Source organism: Mesorhizobium sp. ArgA1 (genome assembly GCF_053714375.1).
In genome coordinates, this window is record NZ_JBSKBQ010000001.1 from 1,302,290 (window position 1) to 1,320,067 (window position 17,778).

Below are 17,778 nucleotides of genomic sequence, written 5' to 3' on the forward strand. Positions count from 1 at the left end.
CGTGGTGGACAAAGCCATGGCTGGCGAAACATGGTCGGGTAACGATTGGTTGCTACAAAAGTTCCGGGTCCCAACCGCTGCGCACGACGCGCAGCACTGCGGATGGGACCTGCAAGCGAGGGGGCTTGGTGGATAAGAAGGTGGAGAGGGATCTGCCGGTCGAGGTCCGCGGCGCCGTGGCGGCGCCGGAACGGCTTGCCGTGCTGCACGGGCTTGACGCGATCGACACTTCTTCCGACCCCGACTTCGATCGCATCAGCGGGCTTGCCGGCGCCTTGATGCAGGCGCCAATCGCCATGGTCACGTTGCTCGATACCGAACGACAATGGTTCAAATCCTGTATTGGTCTGGACGAGACCGAGACCCCCACCGACATCTCGTTCTGCGCCCACGCCGTTGCCGCCGGGGACGAGCCTATGGGGGTGACCGATGCCAGCATCGATCCCCGCTTCGCCGCCAATCCGCTCGTGACCGGCGAGCATCATCTGCGCTTTTATGTCGGCGCGCCCATGGTGGTGGCCGGTGCTCGCATCGGCACCGTATGCGTGCTCGACCGAAAGCCGCACGATTTTCCCTCCACCACCGCACTCGATCAGTTGAAGGCGCTGGCCGGCCTCGCCGCCAGCCTGTTTACGCTCAAAGATGCGACCCGTAGCGGCGCCATTGCCGCCGCAGCTTTGGCACAGGAGGAAAAGCGCCGCGCCATTGCGCTCGATGCCGCCTCGCTCGCCAGTTGGGCCTGGGACATCCGCACCGACATGATCGAATGCGATGTGCGCCTGTCGGCACTGTTCAATCTGCCGCGCTCGAACCGGTTGCGGGCGCGCGACATATTGGGCGCCATCGACCCGCGCGACGTCTACCAGACCGAGACGCGCTTTCGCGACGCCTTGACCGGCAGCGACGACTATTTCGGCGAATACCGGGTCAAGGGCTTCGATCCGCCGCGCTGGATAGCCACGCGCGGCCGCGTCATCGAGCGCGACGACGAGGGCAAGCCGACGCTGATCTTTGGCGTCAACTACGACATATCGGAACGCAAGCTCGGTGAGGAGCGGCAAAGGTTGTTGCTGCGCGAGCTGAACCACCGGGTCAAGAACACGTTGGCGACGGTGCAGGCGCTGGCGACGCAGACCGTTCGCCACGCTCGCCGCCCAAGCGAATTCCTCGAAGCCTTCGGCGCCAGGCTGCAGGCGCTTGGGGCTGCCCACAATCTCTTGTCCGACCGCGAATGGCGCGGCATCGGCATCCGCGAACTGATGCAGATCGAGGTCAAGCCGTTCGATTCGGCCGAACGGCCGCGCATCGCGATTTCCGGCCCGGATCTCCTGCTTTCGCCCGACCAGGCGGTGGGACTCGGCCTGATCATGCACGAACTGGCCAGCAACGCGCTGCAATACGGATCGTTGTCAGTGGGCTCGGGAAAGGTCGACGTCGACTGGAAAGCGCTGGGCAAGAAAGGTGCACGCCGCCTCGTGCTGACCTGGCGCGAAAGCGGCGGGCCGCAGGTCCAGCCCCCGGAACGCCAGGGATTCGGCTCGATCCTGATCCGCCGCAGCCTCGCCAAGGTTTTATCCAGCGAGGTGGTCCACGAGTTCCGCAGCGAAGGTGTGTACGCCGAAATATCGTTGCCGCTGGAAGACCTGCCGGCCTGAGCGATTCTCATGAAAAGTGTGAACGTTTTCCCGGGAAAAGCGCGGAGCGCTCTCAGGGAATCGCGTAAAAGCTGGACTCTAGCTGGCCTCGTCGCTCGGGTCGTCGTCCCGTTCCGGCTTGACGTTCTCGCGGTAGATGGCATAGGCGGCGAGCGCGATCATCGGGCCGAGAATGAGGCCCTTGCCACCTTTTCCCTTGAGCAAAGCCGGCAGCACGGCAAGGGCCGCCGTGATGCCGAGTGCCTTGAGGTCGGCGTTGCGCCGCCGGGCGCGGCGGCGGGCGCGCCTGCCGGCCGCCAGTTGATGGATGAGCAGGATGAGCCCGGCGAGCACCAGGAAACCTGCAGCGAAGCCCAGGCATGCCGCCATCGGTCCAAAGCGGTCGGCGGCCCAGATATAGGCCGCCCCCAGCAGAAAACCGAGGCCGCACAGAACCGCAACCGCGGCGAGCCCATAGACGATTGCCGCCGTGCGCGCGCGGCGCATGGCGGCAATGGCTTCACCCGAGGCCAAGGCCGAAATCAGCGATGCCAACGTCGCCATCTCTAGCGAAAACTAGCGCCGGGCGAGAAGCGCGAACAGAAAGCCGACGCCGGCTGCGATAGCCAGCGAGGTCACCGGCTTTTCGCGCACATTGGCGGTGATCTGGGCTTCGAGGTCCTTGGCGTTGCCGCGCAGGCTGTCGAAGGCGGCTTCGCCCTGGGCGCGCAACTGTTCGACGCCTTCGGCGGCAGCGCGCCGGGCCGTCCCGTAACCATGTTCGCCGGTCTTGGCCAATTGCTTGGTCAGCTTTTCGATATCGGCCTTCAGCTGCCTGATATCGGCTTCGAGGTCGGCATTCGTCTGGCTTTCGCCAGCGGTTCTTCCTGCGGCAGTTACCATTCCCATAACTCCTTGCGTTTGCTTGGTTTCAAACGCCCCACACACGTCAAGGTTCCGCAATCGGAGACCATATCCATGAAAGGGTGTTTGCCAGCGCGAGTCCAGCCCCGGCTGGACTGGTTTCCCTGCTGGATCTGCGGCATCAGATCAGGGGCCGGCGGGCCTCGCTCAAGCCCTCCCAGCGTGCGAGGTCCTTCAACGCGTCCCTGTCGATCACTTCGCAACCGCCGTCGCGCCAGGCGATCAGCTTGCGGTCGATCAGCTTGCGGATCGTCTTGTTGGTGTGGACCAGAGACAGGCCGAGCGTATCGGCGATGTGCTGCTGCGTGATCGGGATCCGCACCGGCGCCTTGCCGTTGAGGCCAACTACAGCCGCGCGGCTGGCGATGAAAGCGATGAGATAGGCGGTGCGCTCGAGCGCCGTGCGCCTGCCGATGCTGAGCAAATTCTCGTCCAGCATGCGCTCCTCGCGCGATGCCATCCAGGTGATGTCGTAGGCAAGGCCAGGATGGTTGCGGTAGAGCTCGTGCAGGTTCTCGCGCTCGAAGACGCATAACAGCATTGGCGACAGCGCCTCGATCGAGTGCTGCATCTCACCAAGCAGGCTGCCCTGCAGGCCGATGAGATCGCCGGGCATCGAATAGTTCAGAATCTGGCGGCGGCCGTCCGACAGCAATTTGTAACGGAAAGCCCAGCCCGACAGCACCGTGTAGAGATGAGCGCTATGGCTGCCTTCTACGAGGACGGTCGCACCTTTGTCGACGGCAAGTTCGCCCTTCTTGAACCTGCTGACGAAGGCAAGCTCCTGCTTCTCGAAGTCCCGGAACACCTGCAACGGCCGGAGCGGGCACTTCTCGCACGGATATTGGCGACTGGAAAAGGAACGACCGTTCTGGCCAGACATTTCGACCCCTCTTCGAACGCCTCTTTGCCAGAGACTGACTGCAACGCCTTTGCAAGGGCCGCGGTTCCGCCACGGCGATGGGGCATGTCTTTTTTAAATGACAGGATGGCAAATAGCGATCATGACTCTCTGCACTCCAGTGAGGCGAATTCGAAGCTCGCCTGGCGTTGGAGCAGACCCGGTGAGCGAATTTTTCGGATTAAGGCCCTGGCCGATCCCCCACGGTCCGCGATGCGGTTGACTGGAGTCACTAAACCCGATGCCGCAAGAATTGAGGAGAGATTGCCAGGTGTCCCCATTGCTTGAGGGATTGCGAATTCTTGTCCTGGAGGATGAATTCCTGATCGCCATGGATGTCGAACAGCTTTGCCGCGACCATGGCGCCGGCGACGTGGTGATCGCCCGCGACCTGGCAGAGATCGACGAGCAGTCGGTCGCCGACAAGTTCGACGGCGTTATCGTCGACCTGATGCTGAGTGGAACGTCGACGCTCGACTTCGCCGCGCAACTGCGCCAGGCGGGCATGCCCTTCGTCTTTGCCTCCGGCTATTCGGATGCCGACGAGATCAAGGCGTCTTTCCCCGGCGTCCGGCTGGTGACCAAGCCATATTCGGGCGACGATCTCGTCGAGGCGCTGGCGGTGGCCTGCGGCCGCGCGCCAGTCTGAAGTGCCTTCAATCGATACTTAGAGAAATTCCAGGAAAAGTGTGTGCAGTTTTCCCCTGGGGATTGGGTAAAAAAACAAAGAGATCGAGCCCGTGCCCACAAACGGGGTCCACTGTCAGGCGGCGTTTGAGCCCGTGACCTGGGACGAGATGGCATCCGGCCCGTATTCGTCTTCGCCGGAGATTTTCAGGATCTCCTGCAACCGCGTGCGGGCCCGGCTGACCCGGCTCTTGATCGTTCCGACCGCGCAGCCGCAGATCTCGGCGGCCTCCTCGTAGGAAAAGCCGGAAGCGCCGATCAGGATGATGGCTTCGCGCTGGTCCTCGGGCAATTGCTCGAGCGCACCGCGAAAATCCTTGAGGTCGAGCTGGCCATGCTGTGCCGGATGAACGGCGAGCCTGGCAGTCATGATGCCGTCGCTGTCCTGCACCTCGCGGCCGCGCTTGCGCATCTGCGAATAGAACTCATTGCGCAGGATGGTGAACAGCCATGCCTTGAGATTGGTGCCGGGCTGGAAGCTCTCATGCTTGTCCCAGGCCTTGACCAGCGTCTCCTGCACCAGATCGTCGGCCTTGTCGGCATTCTGCGTCAGCGACACGGCAAAGGCCCTCAGGCTCGGGATCGAGCCGAGCAAATCGGTCTTGAACCCCTGTGAGACAGCTGCCATGCCTCAGTCCTTCTTCTGTGCGGGTTCGGCCTGTTCCAGTTGGCTGAGCAACTGGGCGAAGCGATCCGGCACATTGTCGGAGACCAGCTCGTCATAATATTGTTTGAGTTTGCGACCGATTTCCGAATTCGCCCCAAGCGGGTCACCGGAATTGGCCCGGCGCCTGTCAGCGGCGCCAGCCGGTGTTGCTTTGTCCATATCCTTCATTTCGCCCCTTAAAATCCAGCGCCCCAAGCCGCCCTATTACACAACGCAAAGCGGCCCCCTCGTCTGGTTGCCCATCGCCCCACAAACGTGGTCCATGGAGATTCGTTCCACAATCCTCGGAACTTTTTTGCAAAATCCGCGTTTGTTTGCCGGGGCTTGCAATCAGCTTGACCTTGAATCTATGCAATCACGTCATCTGAGGGAGACGTCTACTATGAGCCTTTCCGCAACCATTGCTCCGCACCTGCCGTTCCTGCGCCGCTTTTCGCGCGCCGTTTCGGGATCGCAGGAAAGTGGTGATGCGCTGGTCGCCGCGATGCTCGAAGCCATCATCGCCGATGTCGACATCTTCCCCGAAGCGTCGAACGACCGCATCGCAATCTACAAGGTTTTCGCCAAGCTGTTCACCTCCATTGCCATCCGCGTTCCGCAGGAAGAGGCGCAATCGGCATGGGAGCAGCGCGCGGCCGCCAATCTCAACGCCATTGCGCCACGGCCACGCCAAGCCTTCCTGCTGGTCGCGGTCGAAGGCTTCAGCGAGGACGAAGCGGCTGAAATTCTCGATGTCGACGCTGGGGAATTCTCCGAACTGCTTGCCCAGGCGAGCAACGAGATTTCCCGCCAGGTGGCGACCGACGTGCTCATCATCGAAGACGAGCCACTGATCGCCATGGACATCGAAGAAATGGTCGAGAGCCTCGGCCACCGTGTCGTCGGCACCGCCCGCACCCATGCCGAGGCGGTGGCGATGTTTGGCAAGACAAGGCCTAAGATGGTGCTGGCCGACATCCAGCTTGCCGACGGCAGTTCGGGCATCGATGCGGTCAACGAGATCCTGTCGTCAACCTCGGTGCCCGTGATCTTCATCACCGCCTTCCCCGAGCGCCTGTTGACCGGCGAGCGGCCCGAACCCGCTTTCCTCGTCACCAAGCCGTTCAACCCGGACATGGTCAAGGCGCTGATCAGCCAGGCGCTGTTCTTCGACCGGCAGGCCAAGGCCGCCGCCTGATATAGTGTCCAACGTTTCGTTCGCCGCCGCATCCCGCGGCGTTGCCAAGCACTGGCGATCGTCCACCCGGCGATCGCCAGTTGTCGTTTGCCATGCCGCTTGCATGCCGCTTGCATGGTCGGGCTCGCGTGCCTGAATCAATTCGCGTCGGGGGCCCTTCCAAAGGCTGTCTTTTTCGGCAAAGGGTGGAACAAACACCAACCACCTACGTTCTTATCCCAGCATCGGAAGGAGACAGATCATGCTTTACTGGGCGCTCGTATTTCTGGTCGTGGCGATCATCGCCGGCGCGCTTGGTTTCGGCGGCATCGCCGGCACCTCCGCCGGCATCGCGCAAATCCTGTTCTTCATCTTTCTCGCCTTCCTCGTCATCTCGCTTCTGGCCGGCCTGTTCAGAAGGGCGTCGTAAGACCCGTAGCGAGCCAACACTGGAAGCCGCACCCCTCAAACGGTTTCCAGCCACCGCCGGGCGGTGTCCTTTAACGGGACGCCGTCCGGCGGACCTGTTTTAGGGGCTTATTTCAGGAACTGATTTCAGAGTGAGCCGTTCAGCTTGGGCGGTTGGACAGGTGACTGATGCGTTCCAAAAGCGGCGAGACAGGCGAAAGCGGGCGGAGTGACGAAGTCATCGCCCTCCATCCCGCTGAAAGCGGCATGCAACTCGGTCGCGCCTTACTCCACGCGCTGCACAATGCCGGCATTTCCGTTCTCTACCAGGACCGCGAGATGAAGACCGTATGGGCGCGCAACATGCGTGAGCCATGGACTTCCGACACCGCGGACACCAACGGCATACTGCCGCCGGCGCAGGCCGAGGACATCGATGCCGCCAGACGCCATGTCATCGCGTCCGGCAGTCCCGAACGTCTCGAGCTCAGCGTTCCCACTGCCGAAGGCCTCCGCTGGTTCCAGGTGTGGATCGATGCCGATCACGGCGATGGCGGCGATGCTCAGGGCGTTGTCACGACAATGGTGGAGACAACCGAGCAGAAACGCCGCGAACAGACACTGACGACGCTGTTGCGCGAGGTCAGCCACCGCTCGAAAAACCTGTTGGCCATCATCCAGAGCATTGCCACCCAGACTGGCCGCTATTCCGAGACATCGGACGATTTCCTGACGCGCTTTCGTGGCCGGCTGCAGTCACTGGCCTCCTCTCAGGATCTGGTGACGTCGTCGAACTGGCGGGGTGCTGCACTACGCGAGCTTGTCCGTGGCCAGGTCGTGCGCTACGGCGCCGATCCCGCACAGAGCCTGCGCTTCAATGGCGTCAATCCATATCTCAATCCCAACGCCGCGCTTCATATCGGCCTGGCCATGCACGAGCTCGCCGTCAATTCATTCAGTTACGGCGCCCTCGCGCGGCGGGATGGCTTTGTCGAGGTAACCGCAAATCTGTCCAGCATTACTGAGGCTGCTGACAAGCCGGCTTTGTCGCTGACCTGGGTCGAGGCCATTGTCGCCAATGATAACAGGCGCACTGAGAAACGCTTCGGTAGCGTTGCCCTCGAACGTGTCGTGCCGGCATCGCTGAACGGCACGGCGACATTGGAGATCACCGGCGACCGTCTCGAGTACCGGCTTGTCGTACCGCACGGCAATTTCGAAACCGAGTGAGCGGCCGGACTTGCCCTGAAGCAATTCCAGGAAAGTGGGCGGTTTTTCCGGGAAAAGCGCGCAGCGCTCTCCTTGGGAATTGCGTCGAACCAGAGAACCAAAGCGCTGGATTCCTTAACCGGCTGTTCACCATAAAGTCCGATGCTGTGGTACCCAGAGATTGCTGGATCTTGACCGATTCAACCGACGTTTCGGCCGTAGCCTGCACGCACCTATGGGAGGATTGATCTTGACCGTTGCCGATATAAACAGGCTGGAGCAGGCCGCCCGCGTCTCGATGAGCGGCTTTCAGGATCCTGATGCCCCCACATCGCCTTTGCCGCACGCCTGGCATCCCTTGCTTCGCTTCGCCGCTGTCGCGTTCGTCGTCGCCATCGTGCTGATCGTGGCGTCGCAACTGGGCTGAGCCGGGGTCGCTCGGGTTCACGCTGCTCCCCAATCAGGCTGAGCTGAGATGCTTGTCTGGCTCCTGGCCAGCCAATATCAACGTCCCCACCTTTCATCACAGGAACTTTGACGGCTGTCGACCGTTCTTGTGGCGAGAGGATCTCTAGTCGTGGAACACATCGCCGCTTTGCTTTTGGTAATTGGCTGTTCGAACAGCATGACCGAATGCCGCGAACTGCCGGTGCCGGTCAGCGTGTTCGAGACCGCAGAGGCGTGCACTGCCGAGCGGCCTTTCGCCATGGGTGACGTGCAGGGTCAGGCCCAGCATGTCGTTGCCAAATGTCTTGCCGTCGATCCCGCCTTGGAGGACGACTACGACCAGATCGTCTGGAACGTGCGCCCGGATGGTTCGCTCGACGCATCCTTACAGATTTCAAACGTCGTGGTTGCGTCGAATGGGACGCGCCCCGAAAAAGACTATCTTCACCAACAATAAGTTCGAGCGGGCAAAAGCCGGTATTTCATGCTAAATGGCGGCTGGAGCTTACTAAAGTGAGGACGAAAGTGAGGAGAGACTCAATGCGGAAATTGATTATTGCCATGGTTGCAGTGGTCGCCGTCAGCGGCTGCAGCACGACCGAGCAGGACGTTGGTGTCGGAACGTTGGTTGGCGCCGGCGTCGGCGGCCTGGTTGGCGGCGGCAAGGGTGCGCTCATCGGCGCAGCCGTTGGTGCTGGTTCCGGTCTGCTGGTGCGCAACCTGCGCAATGGCTATTGCCAGTATCGCGACAATCGCGGCCGGCTCTACACCGCTCGCTGCTGATCCGCTTCAAAAGCGCCAAACAATCGAGACGGAGACCGGTCAGCCGGTCTCCGTTTGTTTGCCTGTATCAGGCGGCGGAATCCTGATTTCCACCGTAAGCCCGTCGGCGCGAAAATTCCGGCTGATCGTGCCGCGTAATTCGCGCGTGACATTGAGATCGATCAGCTTGGTGCCGAAGCCGGTCTTGGCCGGCGCTTCGAGTTGCTTCTGCCCGGCCTCGCGCCAATTCAGGACCAGCATTCTGTCGGGCCCACGCCCCTGGAACGACCAGTCGACCTTCAGCGCGCCAACCGAATTGCCGGCCTCGCCATATTTCAGCGCATTCGTCGCCAGTTCATGGAAGGTAAGGCCAAGCGCCTGCGTCGTCGTCTCGTCGAGCAGCACCTGAGGCCCTGACAATATTCCGTCGGGAAGCTCCTTGCCGAACACCTGGCCAAGCTCGATGCGCAAGAGGTCGCCAAGGTCGGCTTTCTGCCAGCGCGAGCGCGTCAGCATGTCCTGGGAAGCCGCCATTGCCTGCAGGCGGGCCGAGAACGAGGACGAGAACTCCTTTACGTCGGTGGCATGCGCTGCCGTCTGGCGCGCGATCGCCAGCACCCGCGTGATAGAATTCTTGATCCGATGCTTCATCTCCTGCAGCATCAGATCCTTTTCGAGCAGGCTCTTTTCCGTCGTCTCGTGCAACAGCGACTTGGCGTCATAGGCGCGCTCCTGGTAGCGGGCCACCAGTGCGATGGCGCCGGCCAGGAGCAGCCCGAACAGGCCGAGCATCACCGGAATGGCGCGCGAAGACGGCTGCGAGAAAGCGCTGGTCGGCCGAAACAGCACCGTCCACGGCCGGCCGGCGACGATGATCTTGCGCGTCACCAACAGCCTGTCGCCAAAGCTCGCAACCGGCGGCGTTTCCGACTGGAACAGAAGATTGCCGGCGTCGACCTTGCCGTCATAGACCTCGGTGTTGACCGGCAGCAGCGGTGTGCGGCTGAGCGCCGTCTGGAACAAGTCGCGAGCGCGGAAAGCGGCGTAGAGAAAGCCTGATGTCGACGACCTGGACGCGTTGATGCCATCCGGCGCGGTTTCGACATTGAGCCTGACGAAGACCAGGAAGCCGGTAAAGGTCTGCGCCGCGCCGGTGCCCTGGCCGAGTTGAACCAGACCGCTTGCATGCTGTGCGTCATCGGCCATCGCCTTTTCGATCGCTTCGCGCCGCACCGGTTCGGTGAACATGTCGTAGCCGATGGTCGACTCGTTGGCAGGATCGAGCGGCTCGAACAGCACGACGGGCGTGCGCCAGGACTGCGCCGTGTCTGGATAGACAGTGTGGGGCACGCCGCGGTCGCGCAACATGTCGCGCTCGACCGCCGCTTCATCGCCGGCTTTGGCCAGCCTGAGATAACCGATGCCGCGCATGCCGGCGAAATTGGTGTCGAGGTCGAGCGCGCCGAAGAAGGCCTTGAACTCACTTCGCGAAATCTCGCCATTGCGAGCGTCAAACAGGGCCTGGGTCGAGCGCAGCAGCGAAAGATGCAGGTCGATGCGGCTTTCGATACGGTTGAGCGCATCGTCGGCCGTCGCCTCGAATTTGATCCGCGCCGCCTCCTGGGTGGCGAAGTAGGCGAAGCCCGCCATCGTCAGGCTGATAAGCGCGACGGCAATGAAGGCGACGATCGGGAAAAACTTCTTCAAAGGATGCTGCGGCCCATGTATCTGGAACCTTTATGGCATGTCACCGCGCCAACACAATGGCGAGGCCAAACCATCGTGACAGCTGGCACATCATGGTCCAGATATTAGCCGGCTTATCGATCGCGCATCGCAGAACAGCCGAAGATGGCGCATGTCTCAGGCGGCGATCTTCAGCGCGCCCGGCCCGGGAATGGCGCCAGGCGGGCATTTGCCGAGGATGATCATGCCGAGCACCTCGTCCTGGGTGACATCGGTGGTGCGCGCGGTGCCTACGACCTGGCCGTTCTTCATCACGCAGACGCGGTCGGCAAGCTCGAACACGTCATGGATGTCGTGGCTGATCAGGAAGATGCCGATGCCGTCGGATTTGAGCTGCTTGACCAGCTCGCCGACCTGCGCCGTTTCCTGCGGCCCAAGTGCCGCCGTCGGTTCATCCATGATCAGGATGCGGGCGTTGAACAGGATGGCGCGCGCGATCGCCACCGACTGGCGCTGGCCGCCCGACAGCTTGACCACCGGCTCCTTGAAGCGCTGGAAACGCGGGTTGAGCCGGCCCATCACCTTGCGCGCCTCGGCTTCCATGGCGACATCGTCGAGCGTGCCCCAGCCGGTCATCAGCTCACGGCCGAGGAAGAGGTTGGCGGCGGCGTCGACATTGTCGGCCAGCGCCAGCGTCTGGTAGATGGTCTCGATACCGTATTTCTTGGCGTCGCGCGGGTTGGAGATCGAAGCCTCCTGGCCGTTGACGAAGATCTGCCCGGCATCGCGCTTGTAGGCGCCCGACAGGATCTTGATCAGCGTCGATTTGCCGGCGCCGTTGTGGCCGAGCAGCGCCACGACCTCGCCCGGGAAAAGATCGATGGATGCATCGTCGACGGCGCGGATGCCGCCGAAGGCGATCGAGATGTTGCGCATGTCGATCAGCGCTGTGCCGGTGTTTGCGGAGGCAGTCTTTTCCATGATCGTTCTCCTCCTAAACGCGCTTGCGGTAGACGGTGTCGAGAAACACCGCGACCACCAGCACTGCGCCGACGACGATACTCTGCAGCGGCGAGTCGACGCCGAGAAGCACCATGCCGGACTGCAGCGACTGCATCAAAAGCGCGCCCAGCATGGCGCCGATCACGGTTCCCGAACCGCCGGCCAGCGACGTGCCGCCGATGACGGCGGCGGCGATGACCAGCAACTCGTCCAGCGTGCCCAGTGCGTTGGTCGCGGAATTCAGCCTGGCCGACGAGATGGCAGCGGCGATCGTAGCCAGCACGCCCATGATCATGAACACCTTCATGGTGACCCAGCGTGTGTTGATGCCGGCGAGGTTGGCGGCTTCCGGGTTGCCGCCAATGGCAAAGACATAGCGGCCGAAACGCGTGCGTTTGGTGATGAAGGTCATGACGATGCCCACCATCACAGCCATCAGCACCGGAATGGCGATGCCATGGGCGATGAACAGCCCGCCTTCGGGAATGGCGATGTTGTTGGCCTCCGCATACCGCTTCACGATACCGACCGGCCATGGATAGGAATTGGCAACCCACACCGCGCCCAGGATGGCTGCGCAGGTCACAGTGCCTATCAGCGTCTCGGCCCAGATCGGTCGCAGCGGAAAGCGGAAACGCTTGCGCTGTCGGCGCCCGTTGAACAGCGCGAACACCACGGCAAGGCAGGCGACGATGCCGACGACCCAGCTCCAGGTCGCGCCGATCGATCCGGCGGGACCGCCACCCATCAGCTGGAAGGTGGCATCGAGCGGGGCCACGGTCTGGCCGCTGGTCACCCACCAGGCCGCACCGCGCCAGACCAGCAGGCCGCCGAGCGTGACGATGAAGGCCGGCACTTCGAGATAGGCGATGATAAAACCCTGGAAGGCGCCGATGAGAAGGCCGAGCGCCAGGCCGATCGCCAGCGCCAGCACCCAGATCCAGGGATTGCCAAGCTCAAGCCCGACAAAACGCACCAGGAAATGCACCTGCGCGAAGCCCATGACCATGCCGATCACCCCTTCGGCCGATCCAACCGACAGATCGATGTTGCGCATGACGATGACCAGCACCATGCCGGAGGCCATGATGGCGACCGCTGATGTCTGGACCGACAGGTTCCACAGATTTCGCGGTGTCAGAAAAAGACCGCCCGACAGGATGTGCAGGCCGACCCAGATGACCACCAGCGCGCCGACCATGCCGAGCATGCGGGTGTCGATCTCCGTCGCCTTCAGGAAGCGCGCGACCGCGCCGAGTTCCGACGCGCGCGCGGTGTCGGCCTGCGAAGTCGAGGTCGTGTCGGTCATGATGTCCTCCCAGCGGCTTGCCGTCTGACGCGGATGCCGGACCACAGCCTAGAAGTTAGCCGCCCGCGGCGGAAACACAAATTGCCTTGAAAAAACGCCGCGGCCTGTCAGCCGCGGCGTTACTCTACTTGAAGTCGGCAGATCAGTTGCAGGCAGCGACGCTGCCGGCGGCGACACCCGCGCAGACTTCGTCCTTCTTGATCCAGCCGGCGTCGATGACGACGTTGAGGTTGTCCTTGGTGATGGCAACCGGGGTCAGGAACAGCGACTTGACGGTGTTGCCGCCAGGCGTGGTGAAGTCCTTGGCTCCGGCAATGTCGCCGGTCTTCTTGCCGTCGGCGAGCTGCGAGGCGATCTCGGCGGCGTTCTTGCCGAGTTCGCGCGCATCCTTCCACACCGACACGGTCTGCGTGCCGAGCGCGATGCGGTTCAGCGCGGCATGGTCGCCGTCCTGGCCCGAGACCGGGACGGTTCCGGCCAGGCCCTGCGCCGTCAGCGCGGCGACGACGCCGCCGGCGGTACCGTCATTGGCCGCGACCACGGCATCGACCTTGTTGTCGTTGGCGGTCAGGAACTGTTCCATGTTCTTCTGGGCGTTGGCCGGCAGCCAGCCATCCGTGTAGGCCTCGCCGACATTCTTGACCTTGCCGGAATCGATGGCTTCCTTGAGCACTTCCATCGAGCCCGAGAACAGGAAATCGGCATTCGGGTCGGAACCCGACCCCTTGATGAAGACGTAGTTGCCTTCAGGCTTCGCCTTGAACACTTCGCGGGCCTGCATGCGGCCGACTTCCTTGTTGTCGAAGGTCAGGTAGAAGACGTCCTTGTTCTCGATCAGGCGATCATAGCCGACGACCGGGATGCCTTCATCCAGCGCCTTCTGCACCGCCGGGCCGATGGCCGAGGCGTCCTGCGCCAGGATGATCAGCGAGTTGGCGCCCTGCGAGATCAGGCTTTCGACGTCGGTCAACTGCTTGCCGGGATTGGACTGCGCGTCGGCGGAAATGTACTTGTCGCCGGCCGCCTCGATCGCCGCCTTCATCGCCGCTTCGTCGGTCTTCCAGCGCTCTTCCTGGAAGTTCGACCACGACACGCCGATGACCTTGTCCTTCGCCTGCGCGACCGACACCAGCGTCAGCGACATGGCGACACCCGCCAGCATGGCGGCTGCAAATCTGTTCATGATAATCCTCCCTGCGCCGCGCGCGGCGCGACAAAACTGGCCCGAAGGCCGGCACACAGAGGCTCTATTTTTTCGAGCCTCGAAAAAATACTGGTCCAACGGCGAGACCCTGTCAACATCGATTCTGATGGAATCTGATGGCCTCAGTGAATTTTTTCGGGACTCGCAATAAACAATGACAGCGCGGCCTGCTTCTGCCAATATTTGCTGGTGTCACCGACCGCCCTCACTATCATGAGGCGGGAGGAGGACCGGGAGGAAACAAAAAAGATGTCGGTTGGAATCCGCCACGACGATCTGCGCCGTCGCAACCGTGCGATGGTGATTTCGGCCGTGCGCCGGGCCGGCCAGCCGTCGCGCACCGAGATCGCGGCGACCACTGGCCTCAGCCATTCGACCATATCGGCAATCTCGTCCGACCTGATTGCGGAAGGCATCCTGGCCGAGAGCAAGCCAGGCGAGACCGGCGCGCTGAAACGCGGCCGGCCGCAAGTCGGCCTGGGCCTCAATCCGGAAGCGGCGGCGGTGATGACCGTGGTGCTGTCGCTTAATTTCCTTTCCGTCACTGTCATCGACTATGCCGGCCAGGTGGTCGCCGAGGAGCAGCGCCGGCTGGATACGTTGACCATGCCGCGCGACGAGCTGATCGGCGAATGCACGGCAATCGTGCGGCGGCGGCTCGAGGACCCCGACCTCGATGTCCAGAGCATCGCCCGCATCGCCATGGGCATCCAGGGCATCACCGATTCGCAGGCGCGCGCCATGCTGTGGTCGCCGATCACGCCGCTGACAGACATTGCATTCGCCGACATACTGGAAGCGGAATTCGGCATACAGGCCACCATGGAAAATGATTGCAACATGATGGCGGTGGCGCTGCAATGGCGCCAGCCTGAGCGCTATCGCGATGATTTCATCGCCATCCTGCTCTCGCACGGCATCGGCATGGGGCTGGTGCTGAAGGGCGAGCTGTTCACCGGCACCCATTCGTCGGGCGGCGAGTTCGGCCACATGATCCATCGGCCCGGCGGCGCGCTGTGCCGCTGCGGGCGGCGCGGCTGCGTCGAGGCTTATGCCGGCAACTACGCCATCTGGCGCAGCGCCAAAATGATGAGCGAGGATGCCGAACCGGTCGATGTCGGCGACGCCGACATGCGGGCGTTGGCTGCACGTGCCCGCGAGACCGATGGCCCCGAGCGCGAAGCCTACCGCAAGGCCGGCGAGGCGCTCGGCTTCGGCCTCGGCAGCCTGTTCGCGCTGATCGATCCGGCACCGGTCGCGATGGTCGGCGTCAGCGCCGCCGCCTTCGACCTGATCGAGCCGGCGCTGCGCGGGGCGATCGCCCAGACCGCCGGCGGCCAGCACTCGAAATCGATCTCTTTCGACACCGAGCCGAACGAATTGCCGCTGATCCGCGAAGGCTGCGCCATGCGCGCGCTGACCTTTGTCGACCAGGAGATTTTCGCGCCGGGCGTGCAGGCGCGAGCGGGCGCTGGAAAGAGCGTTGCCTGATCAGTCTTCCCTGATCGCATACCCCGCGCCACGGATGGTGCGGATCACATCCGGCATGCGGCCATTGTTGACAGCTTTGCGCAGGCGCCCGACATGCACGTCGACCGTGCGCTCGTCGATATAGATCGTCTCGCCCCAGACATTGTCGAGCAACTGGCTGCGCGAGAACACCCGGCCGGGGTGGCGCATCATGAATTCGAGCAGCCGGAACTCGGTCGGCCCCAGCCGTATCTCGCTCTTCTTGCGGTAGACGCGGTGCGACTCGCGGTCGAGCACGATGTCGCCGACCTTGAGCACGCTGGACAGAACTTCGGGCTTGGCGCGGCGCAGCAGCGCCTTCACCCGCGCCATGAACTCCGGCGTCGAGAACGGCTTGACCAGATAGTCGTCGGCGCCGGTGGACAGGCCGCGCACGCGGTCGCTCTCTTCGCCGCGCGCGGTCAGCATGATGATCGGCAGCCGCTCGGTCTCTGGCCGCATCCTGAGCCGGCGGCAGAGCTCGATGCCCGACACCGCCGGCACCATCCAGTCGAGCACCAAGAGATCCGGCACGTTTTCCTGCAGCCGGATTTCGGCCTCGTCGCCGCGTGTCACCACCTCGACCTGGTAGCCTTCGGATTCGAGGTTGTAGCGGAGCAGCACGCCCAGCGGCTCCTCATCCTCCACGACCATGATGCGTGGCGCAATCATCAGCAGTTCACCTTTATCAGGGCGATGTGGCCATCGCCGTTTCGTCCTGCTTCGGGCGATTGGCGGGCAATTGCTGGCCGGTCAGCACATAATACGCATTTTCGGCAATGTTGGTGACATGATCGCCGATGCGCTCCAGGTTCTTGGCGCAGAACAGGAGATGCGTGCAGGCCGTGATGTTGCGTGGGTCTTCCATCATGTAGGTCAAAAGCTCGCGGAACACCGAGGTGTATTTGACGTCGATGCGCTCGTCGTCATTCCTGAGCTTCGCCAGCGCTGCCGCGTCTGCCGCAGCATATTCCTCGACAACCCCCTGCACCTGGATCAGCACCAGCTGCGCCATCGCATCGATGGAATGCGACAGGTCGCGCGGCGTGACGCTCAAGCCGACGGTGCCGACACGCTTGGCGATGTTCTTGGCGAGATCGCCGATGCGTTCGAGGTCTCCGGCCATGCGGATCGAGCCGACCACGGCGCGCAGATCGTTGGCCATCGGCTGGCGTTTGGCGATCAGCGTGATGGCGCGGTCGTCGAGTTCGCGCTGGCGCGCGTCCATGATGGCGTCGTCGGAAACGACGCGCTGCGCCAGCGCATTGTCCGAAGTGAGCAGCGCCTTGGTCGAGCCGCTCACCATCGAGCCGGCCAGATCGCCCATGTCGCGGATCAGCTTGCTGATCTGCCCCAGTTCTTCATCGAAGGATGCGACGGTATGTTCACCCATGATCCTGGTCCTCGTGCCTGAAAATTCAACCGCTGGACGGCTCAGCCGAAGCGGCCGGTAATGTAGTCCTGGGTGCGCTTGTCGTCGGGGTTGGTGAACATCTTGTCGGTGGCGCCCTCCTCGACCAGGTAGCCGAGATGGAACATCGCCGTGCGCTGCGACACGCGCGCCGCCTGCTGCATCGAGTGCGTGACGATGACGATCGTGTAGTTCTGGCGCAGTTCGTCGATCAACTCCTCGACGCGGGCGGTGGCGATCGGGTCGAGCGCCGAGCAGGGCTCGTCCATCAGGATCACTTCCGGCGACACGGCGATGGCGCGCGCGATGCACAGACGCTGCTGCTGACCGCCGGACAGGCCGGTGCCGGGCTCCTGCAGGCGGTCCTTGACCTCGTTCCAGATCGCCGCCTTCTTCAGGCTGGATTCGACGATCTGGTCCATGTCGGACTTGCGCTTGGCCAGCCCATGGATGCGCGGACCGTAGGCGACGTTTTCGTAGATCGACTTCGGGAACGGATTGGGCTTCTGGAACACCATGCCGACACGGGCGCGCAGTTCGACGACGTCGATGCTCTTGTCGTAGATGTCGTCTTCGTCCAGCGTGATCTTGCCGGTCACCCGCGCCGAATCGATGGTGTCGTTCATGCGGTTGAGGCAGCGCAGGAAGGTCGACTTGCCGCAGCCGGACGGGCCGATCAGCGCCGTCACCTGGTTCTGTCGGACGTCGAGGTTGACGTCGAACAGCGCCTGCTTCTCGCCGTAGAACACGCCGACCTTGTCGCCGCGCATCTTGATGACTTCGTTCGACTTGGCGTTCATTTTGTCGCCCACTGCGTTTTCAAGGGACTGTTCGGTCATGATGTTCATACCAAATTGCCTTT

The 17,778-nt window shown here is 62.7% G+C and carries 21 protein-coding genes; 9 read left to right on the forward strand and 12 right to left on the reverse strand.

Going from position 1 to position 17,778, the window contains the following annotated elements; all coding sequences use genetic code 11:
- The first annotated feature begins 128 nt into the window (after positions 1 to 128).
- Complete coding sequence (locus tag ACWGTI_RS06355) at positions 129 to 1,655, forward strand: sensor histidine kinase (protein WP_454586288.1); 1,527 nt, start codon at positions 129 to 131, stop codon at positions 1,653 to 1,655.
- 78 nt (positions 1,656 to 1,733) lie between these two features.
- Here the strand turns inward: ACWGTI_RS06355 and ACWGTI_RS06360 are convergent, their stop codons facing one another.
- The 3 genes from ACWGTI_RS06360 to ACWGTI_RS06370 all read right to left on the reverse strand — a co-directional run bounded on the left by ACWGTI_RS06360 (position 1,734) and on the right by ACWGTI_RS06370 (position 3,441).
- On the reverse strand, positions 1,734 to 2,198 hold the full coding sequence (locus ACWGTI_RS06360; protein WP_454586289.1) for a hypothetical protein: 465 nt from the start codon (positions 2,196 to 2,198) through the stop codon (positions 1,734 to 1,736).
- Positions 2,199 to 2,210: 12 nt separating this feature from the next.
- Positions 2,211 to 2,537, reverse strand: coding sequence for a DUF883 family protein (locus tag ACWGTI_RS06365; protein WP_454586290.1), 327 nt, complete (start codon positions 2,535 to 2,537; stop codon positions 2,211 to 2,213).
- 142 nt (positions 2,538 to 2,679) lie between these two features.
- Positions 2,680 to 3,441, reverse strand: a complete 762-nt coding sequence (locus ACWGTI_RS06370; protein WP_454586291.1) for a Crp/Fnr family transcriptional regulator — start codon at positions 3,439 to 3,441, stop codon at positions 2,680 to 2,682.
- A 289-nt stretch (positions 3,442 to 3,730) separates the two neighbouring features.
- On the opposite strand from ACWGTI_RS06370, the gene ACWGTI_RS06375 reads away from it, so the two are divergent.
- Positions 3,731 to 4,108 carry a response regulator gene (locus ACWGTI_RS06375; RefSeq protein ID WP_454586292.1) on the forward strand — a complete coding sequence of 126 codons (378 nt, stop codon included), beginning with the start codon at positions 3,731 to 3,733 and terminating at the stop codon, positions 4,106 to 4,108.
- A gap of 114 nt (positions 4,109 to 4,222) precedes the next feature.
- Here the strand turns inward: ACWGTI_RS06375 and ACWGTI_RS06380 are convergent, their stop codons facing one another.
- Together ACWGTI_RS06380 and ACWGTI_RS06385 are read right to left on the reverse strand one after the other, a co-directional pair.
- The gene (locus ACWGTI_RS06380) at positions 4,223 to 4,774 is read right to left on the reverse strand and encodes a sigma-70 family RNA polymerase sigma factor (RefSeq protein ID WP_023670095.1); all 552 of its coding nucleotides are present in this window, start codon (positions 4,772 to 4,774) and stop codon (positions 4,223 to 4,225) included.
- A gap of 3 nt (positions 4,775 to 4,777) precedes the next feature.
- A complete protein-coding gene (locus ACWGTI_RS06385; protein ID WP_454586489.1) occupies positions 4,778 to 4,981 on the reverse strand; it encodes a NepR family anti-sigma factor in 204 nt (67 codons plus the stop codon).
- A 214-nt stretch (positions 4,982 to 5,195) separates the two neighbouring features.
- Between ACWGTI_RS06385 and ACWGTI_RS06390 the strand changes: the two genes are divergently transcribed.
- From ACWGTI_RS06390 to ACWGTI_RS06415, 6 genes are all read left to right on the forward strand, one after another.
- On the forward strand, positions 5,196 to 5,990 hold the full coding sequence (locus ACWGTI_RS06390) for a response regulator (protein WP_454586293.1): 795 nt from the start codon (positions 5,196 to 5,198) through the stop codon (positions 5,988 to 5,990).
- Positions 5,991 to 6,231: 241 nt separating this feature from the next.
- Positions 6,232 to 6,399 carry a DUF1328 domain-containing protein gene (locus ACWGTI_RS06395; protein WP_023670098.1) on the forward strand — a complete coding sequence of 56 codons (168 nt, stop codon included), beginning with the start codon at positions 6,232 to 6,234 and terminating at the stop codon, positions 6,397 to 6,399.
- A gap of 167 nt (positions 6,400 to 6,566) precedes the next feature.
- Positions 6,567 to 7,607 (forward strand): sensor histidine kinase, encoded by a 1,041-nt coding sequence (locus ACWGTI_RS06400; protein ID WP_454586294.1) that lies wholly within the window; start codon positions 6,567 to 6,569, stop codon positions 7,605 to 7,607.
- 229 nt (positions 7,608 to 7,836) lie between these two features.
- Positions 7,837 to 8,013, forward strand: a complete 177-nt coding sequence (locus ACWGTI_RS06405) for a hypothetical protein (protein ID WP_454586295.1) — start codon at positions 7,837 to 7,839, stop codon at positions 8,011 to 8,013.
- 150 nt (positions 8,014 to 8,163) lie between these two features.
- On the forward strand, positions 8,164 to 8,490 hold the full coding sequence (locus tag ACWGTI_RS06410) for a hypothetical protein (RefSeq protein WP_454586296.1): 327 nt from the start codon (positions 8,164 to 8,166) through the stop codon (positions 8,488 to 8,490).
- A gap of 83 nt (positions 8,491 to 8,573) precedes the next feature.
- Entirely contained in the window at positions 8,574 to 8,816 is a 243-nt protein-coding gene (locus ACWGTI_RS06415; protein WP_112559509.1) for a YMGG-like glycine zipper-containing protein, read from the forward strand.
- A gap of 39 nt (positions 8,817 to 8,855) precedes the next feature.
- On the opposite strand, the gene ACWGTI_RS06420 is transcribed toward ACWGTI_RS06415, so the two are convergent.
- The 4 genes from ACWGTI_RS06420 to xylF all read right to left on the reverse strand — a co-directional run bounded on the left by ACWGTI_RS06420 (position 8,856) and on the right by xylF (position 13,975).
- Positions 8,856 to 10,502, reverse strand: a complete 1,647-nt coding sequence (locus ACWGTI_RS06420) for a CHASE domain-containing protein (RefSeq protein ID WP_454586297.1) — start codon at positions 10,500 to 10,502, stop codon at positions 8,856 to 8,858.
- Positions 10,503 to 10,658: 156 nt separating this feature from the next.
- Positions 10,659 to 11,462 carry an ATP-binding cassette domain-containing protein gene (locus ACWGTI_RS06425; RefSeq protein WP_454586298.1) on the reverse strand — a complete coding sequence of 268 codons (804 nt, stop codon included), beginning with the start codon at positions 11,460 to 11,462 and terminating at the stop codon, positions 10,659 to 10,661.
- 13 nt (positions 11,463 to 11,475) lie between these two features.
- Positions 11,476 to 12,792 carry a sugar ABC transporter permease gene (locus ACWGTI_RS06430; protein WP_454586299.1) on the reverse strand — a complete coding sequence of 439 codons (1,317 nt, stop codon included), beginning with the start codon at positions 12,790 to 12,792 and terminating at the stop codon, positions 11,476 to 11,478.
- 142 nt (positions 12,793 to 12,934) lie between these two features.
- The gene (xylF, locus tag ACWGTI_RS06435; protein WP_454573125.1) at positions 12,935 to 13,975 is read right to left on the reverse strand and encodes a D-xylose ABC transporter substrate-binding protein; all 1,041 of its coding nucleotides are present in this window, start codon (positions 13,973 to 13,975) and stop codon (positions 12,935 to 12,937) included.
- Positions 13,976 to 14,245: 270 nt separating this feature from the next.
- On the opposite strand from xylF, the gene ACWGTI_RS06440 reads away from it, so the two are divergent.
- The gene (locus tag ACWGTI_RS06440; RefSeq protein WP_454586300.1) at positions 14,246 to 15,487 is read left to right on the forward strand and encodes an ROK family protein; all 1,242 of its coding nucleotides are present in this window, start codon (positions 14,246 to 14,248) and stop codon (positions 15,485 to 15,487) included.
- Here ACWGTI_RS06440 and phoB read toward each other — a convergent pair whose 3' ends face one another.
- Genes phoB through pstB form a run of 3 tightly spaced genes read right to left on the reverse strand, consistent with a single transcriptional unit; the run spans position 15,488 to position 17,764 of the window.
- Positions 15,488 to 16,177 (reverse strand): phosphate regulon transcriptional regulator PhoB, encoded by a 690-nt coding sequence (gene phoB / locus ACWGTI_RS06445; protein ID WP_010911896.1) that lies wholly within the window; start codon positions 16,175 to 16,177, stop codon positions 15,488 to 15,490.
- A 16-nt stretch (positions 16,178 to 16,193) separates the two neighbouring features.
- Positions 16,194 to 16,898, reverse strand: a complete 705-nt coding sequence (phoU, locus tag ACWGTI_RS06450; RefSeq protein WP_454573123.1) for a phosphate signaling complex protein PhoU — start codon at positions 16,896 to 16,898, stop codon at positions 16,194 to 16,196.
- Positions 16,899 to 16,939: 41 nt separating this feature from the next.
- Complete coding sequence (gene pstB, locus ACWGTI_RS06455) at positions 16,940 to 17,764, reverse strand: phosphate ABC transporter ATP-binding protein PstB (RefSeq protein WP_454586301.1); 825 nt, start codon at positions 17,762 to 17,764, stop codon at positions 16,940 to 16,942.
- Positions 17,765 to 17,778 lie beyond the last annotated feature (14 nt).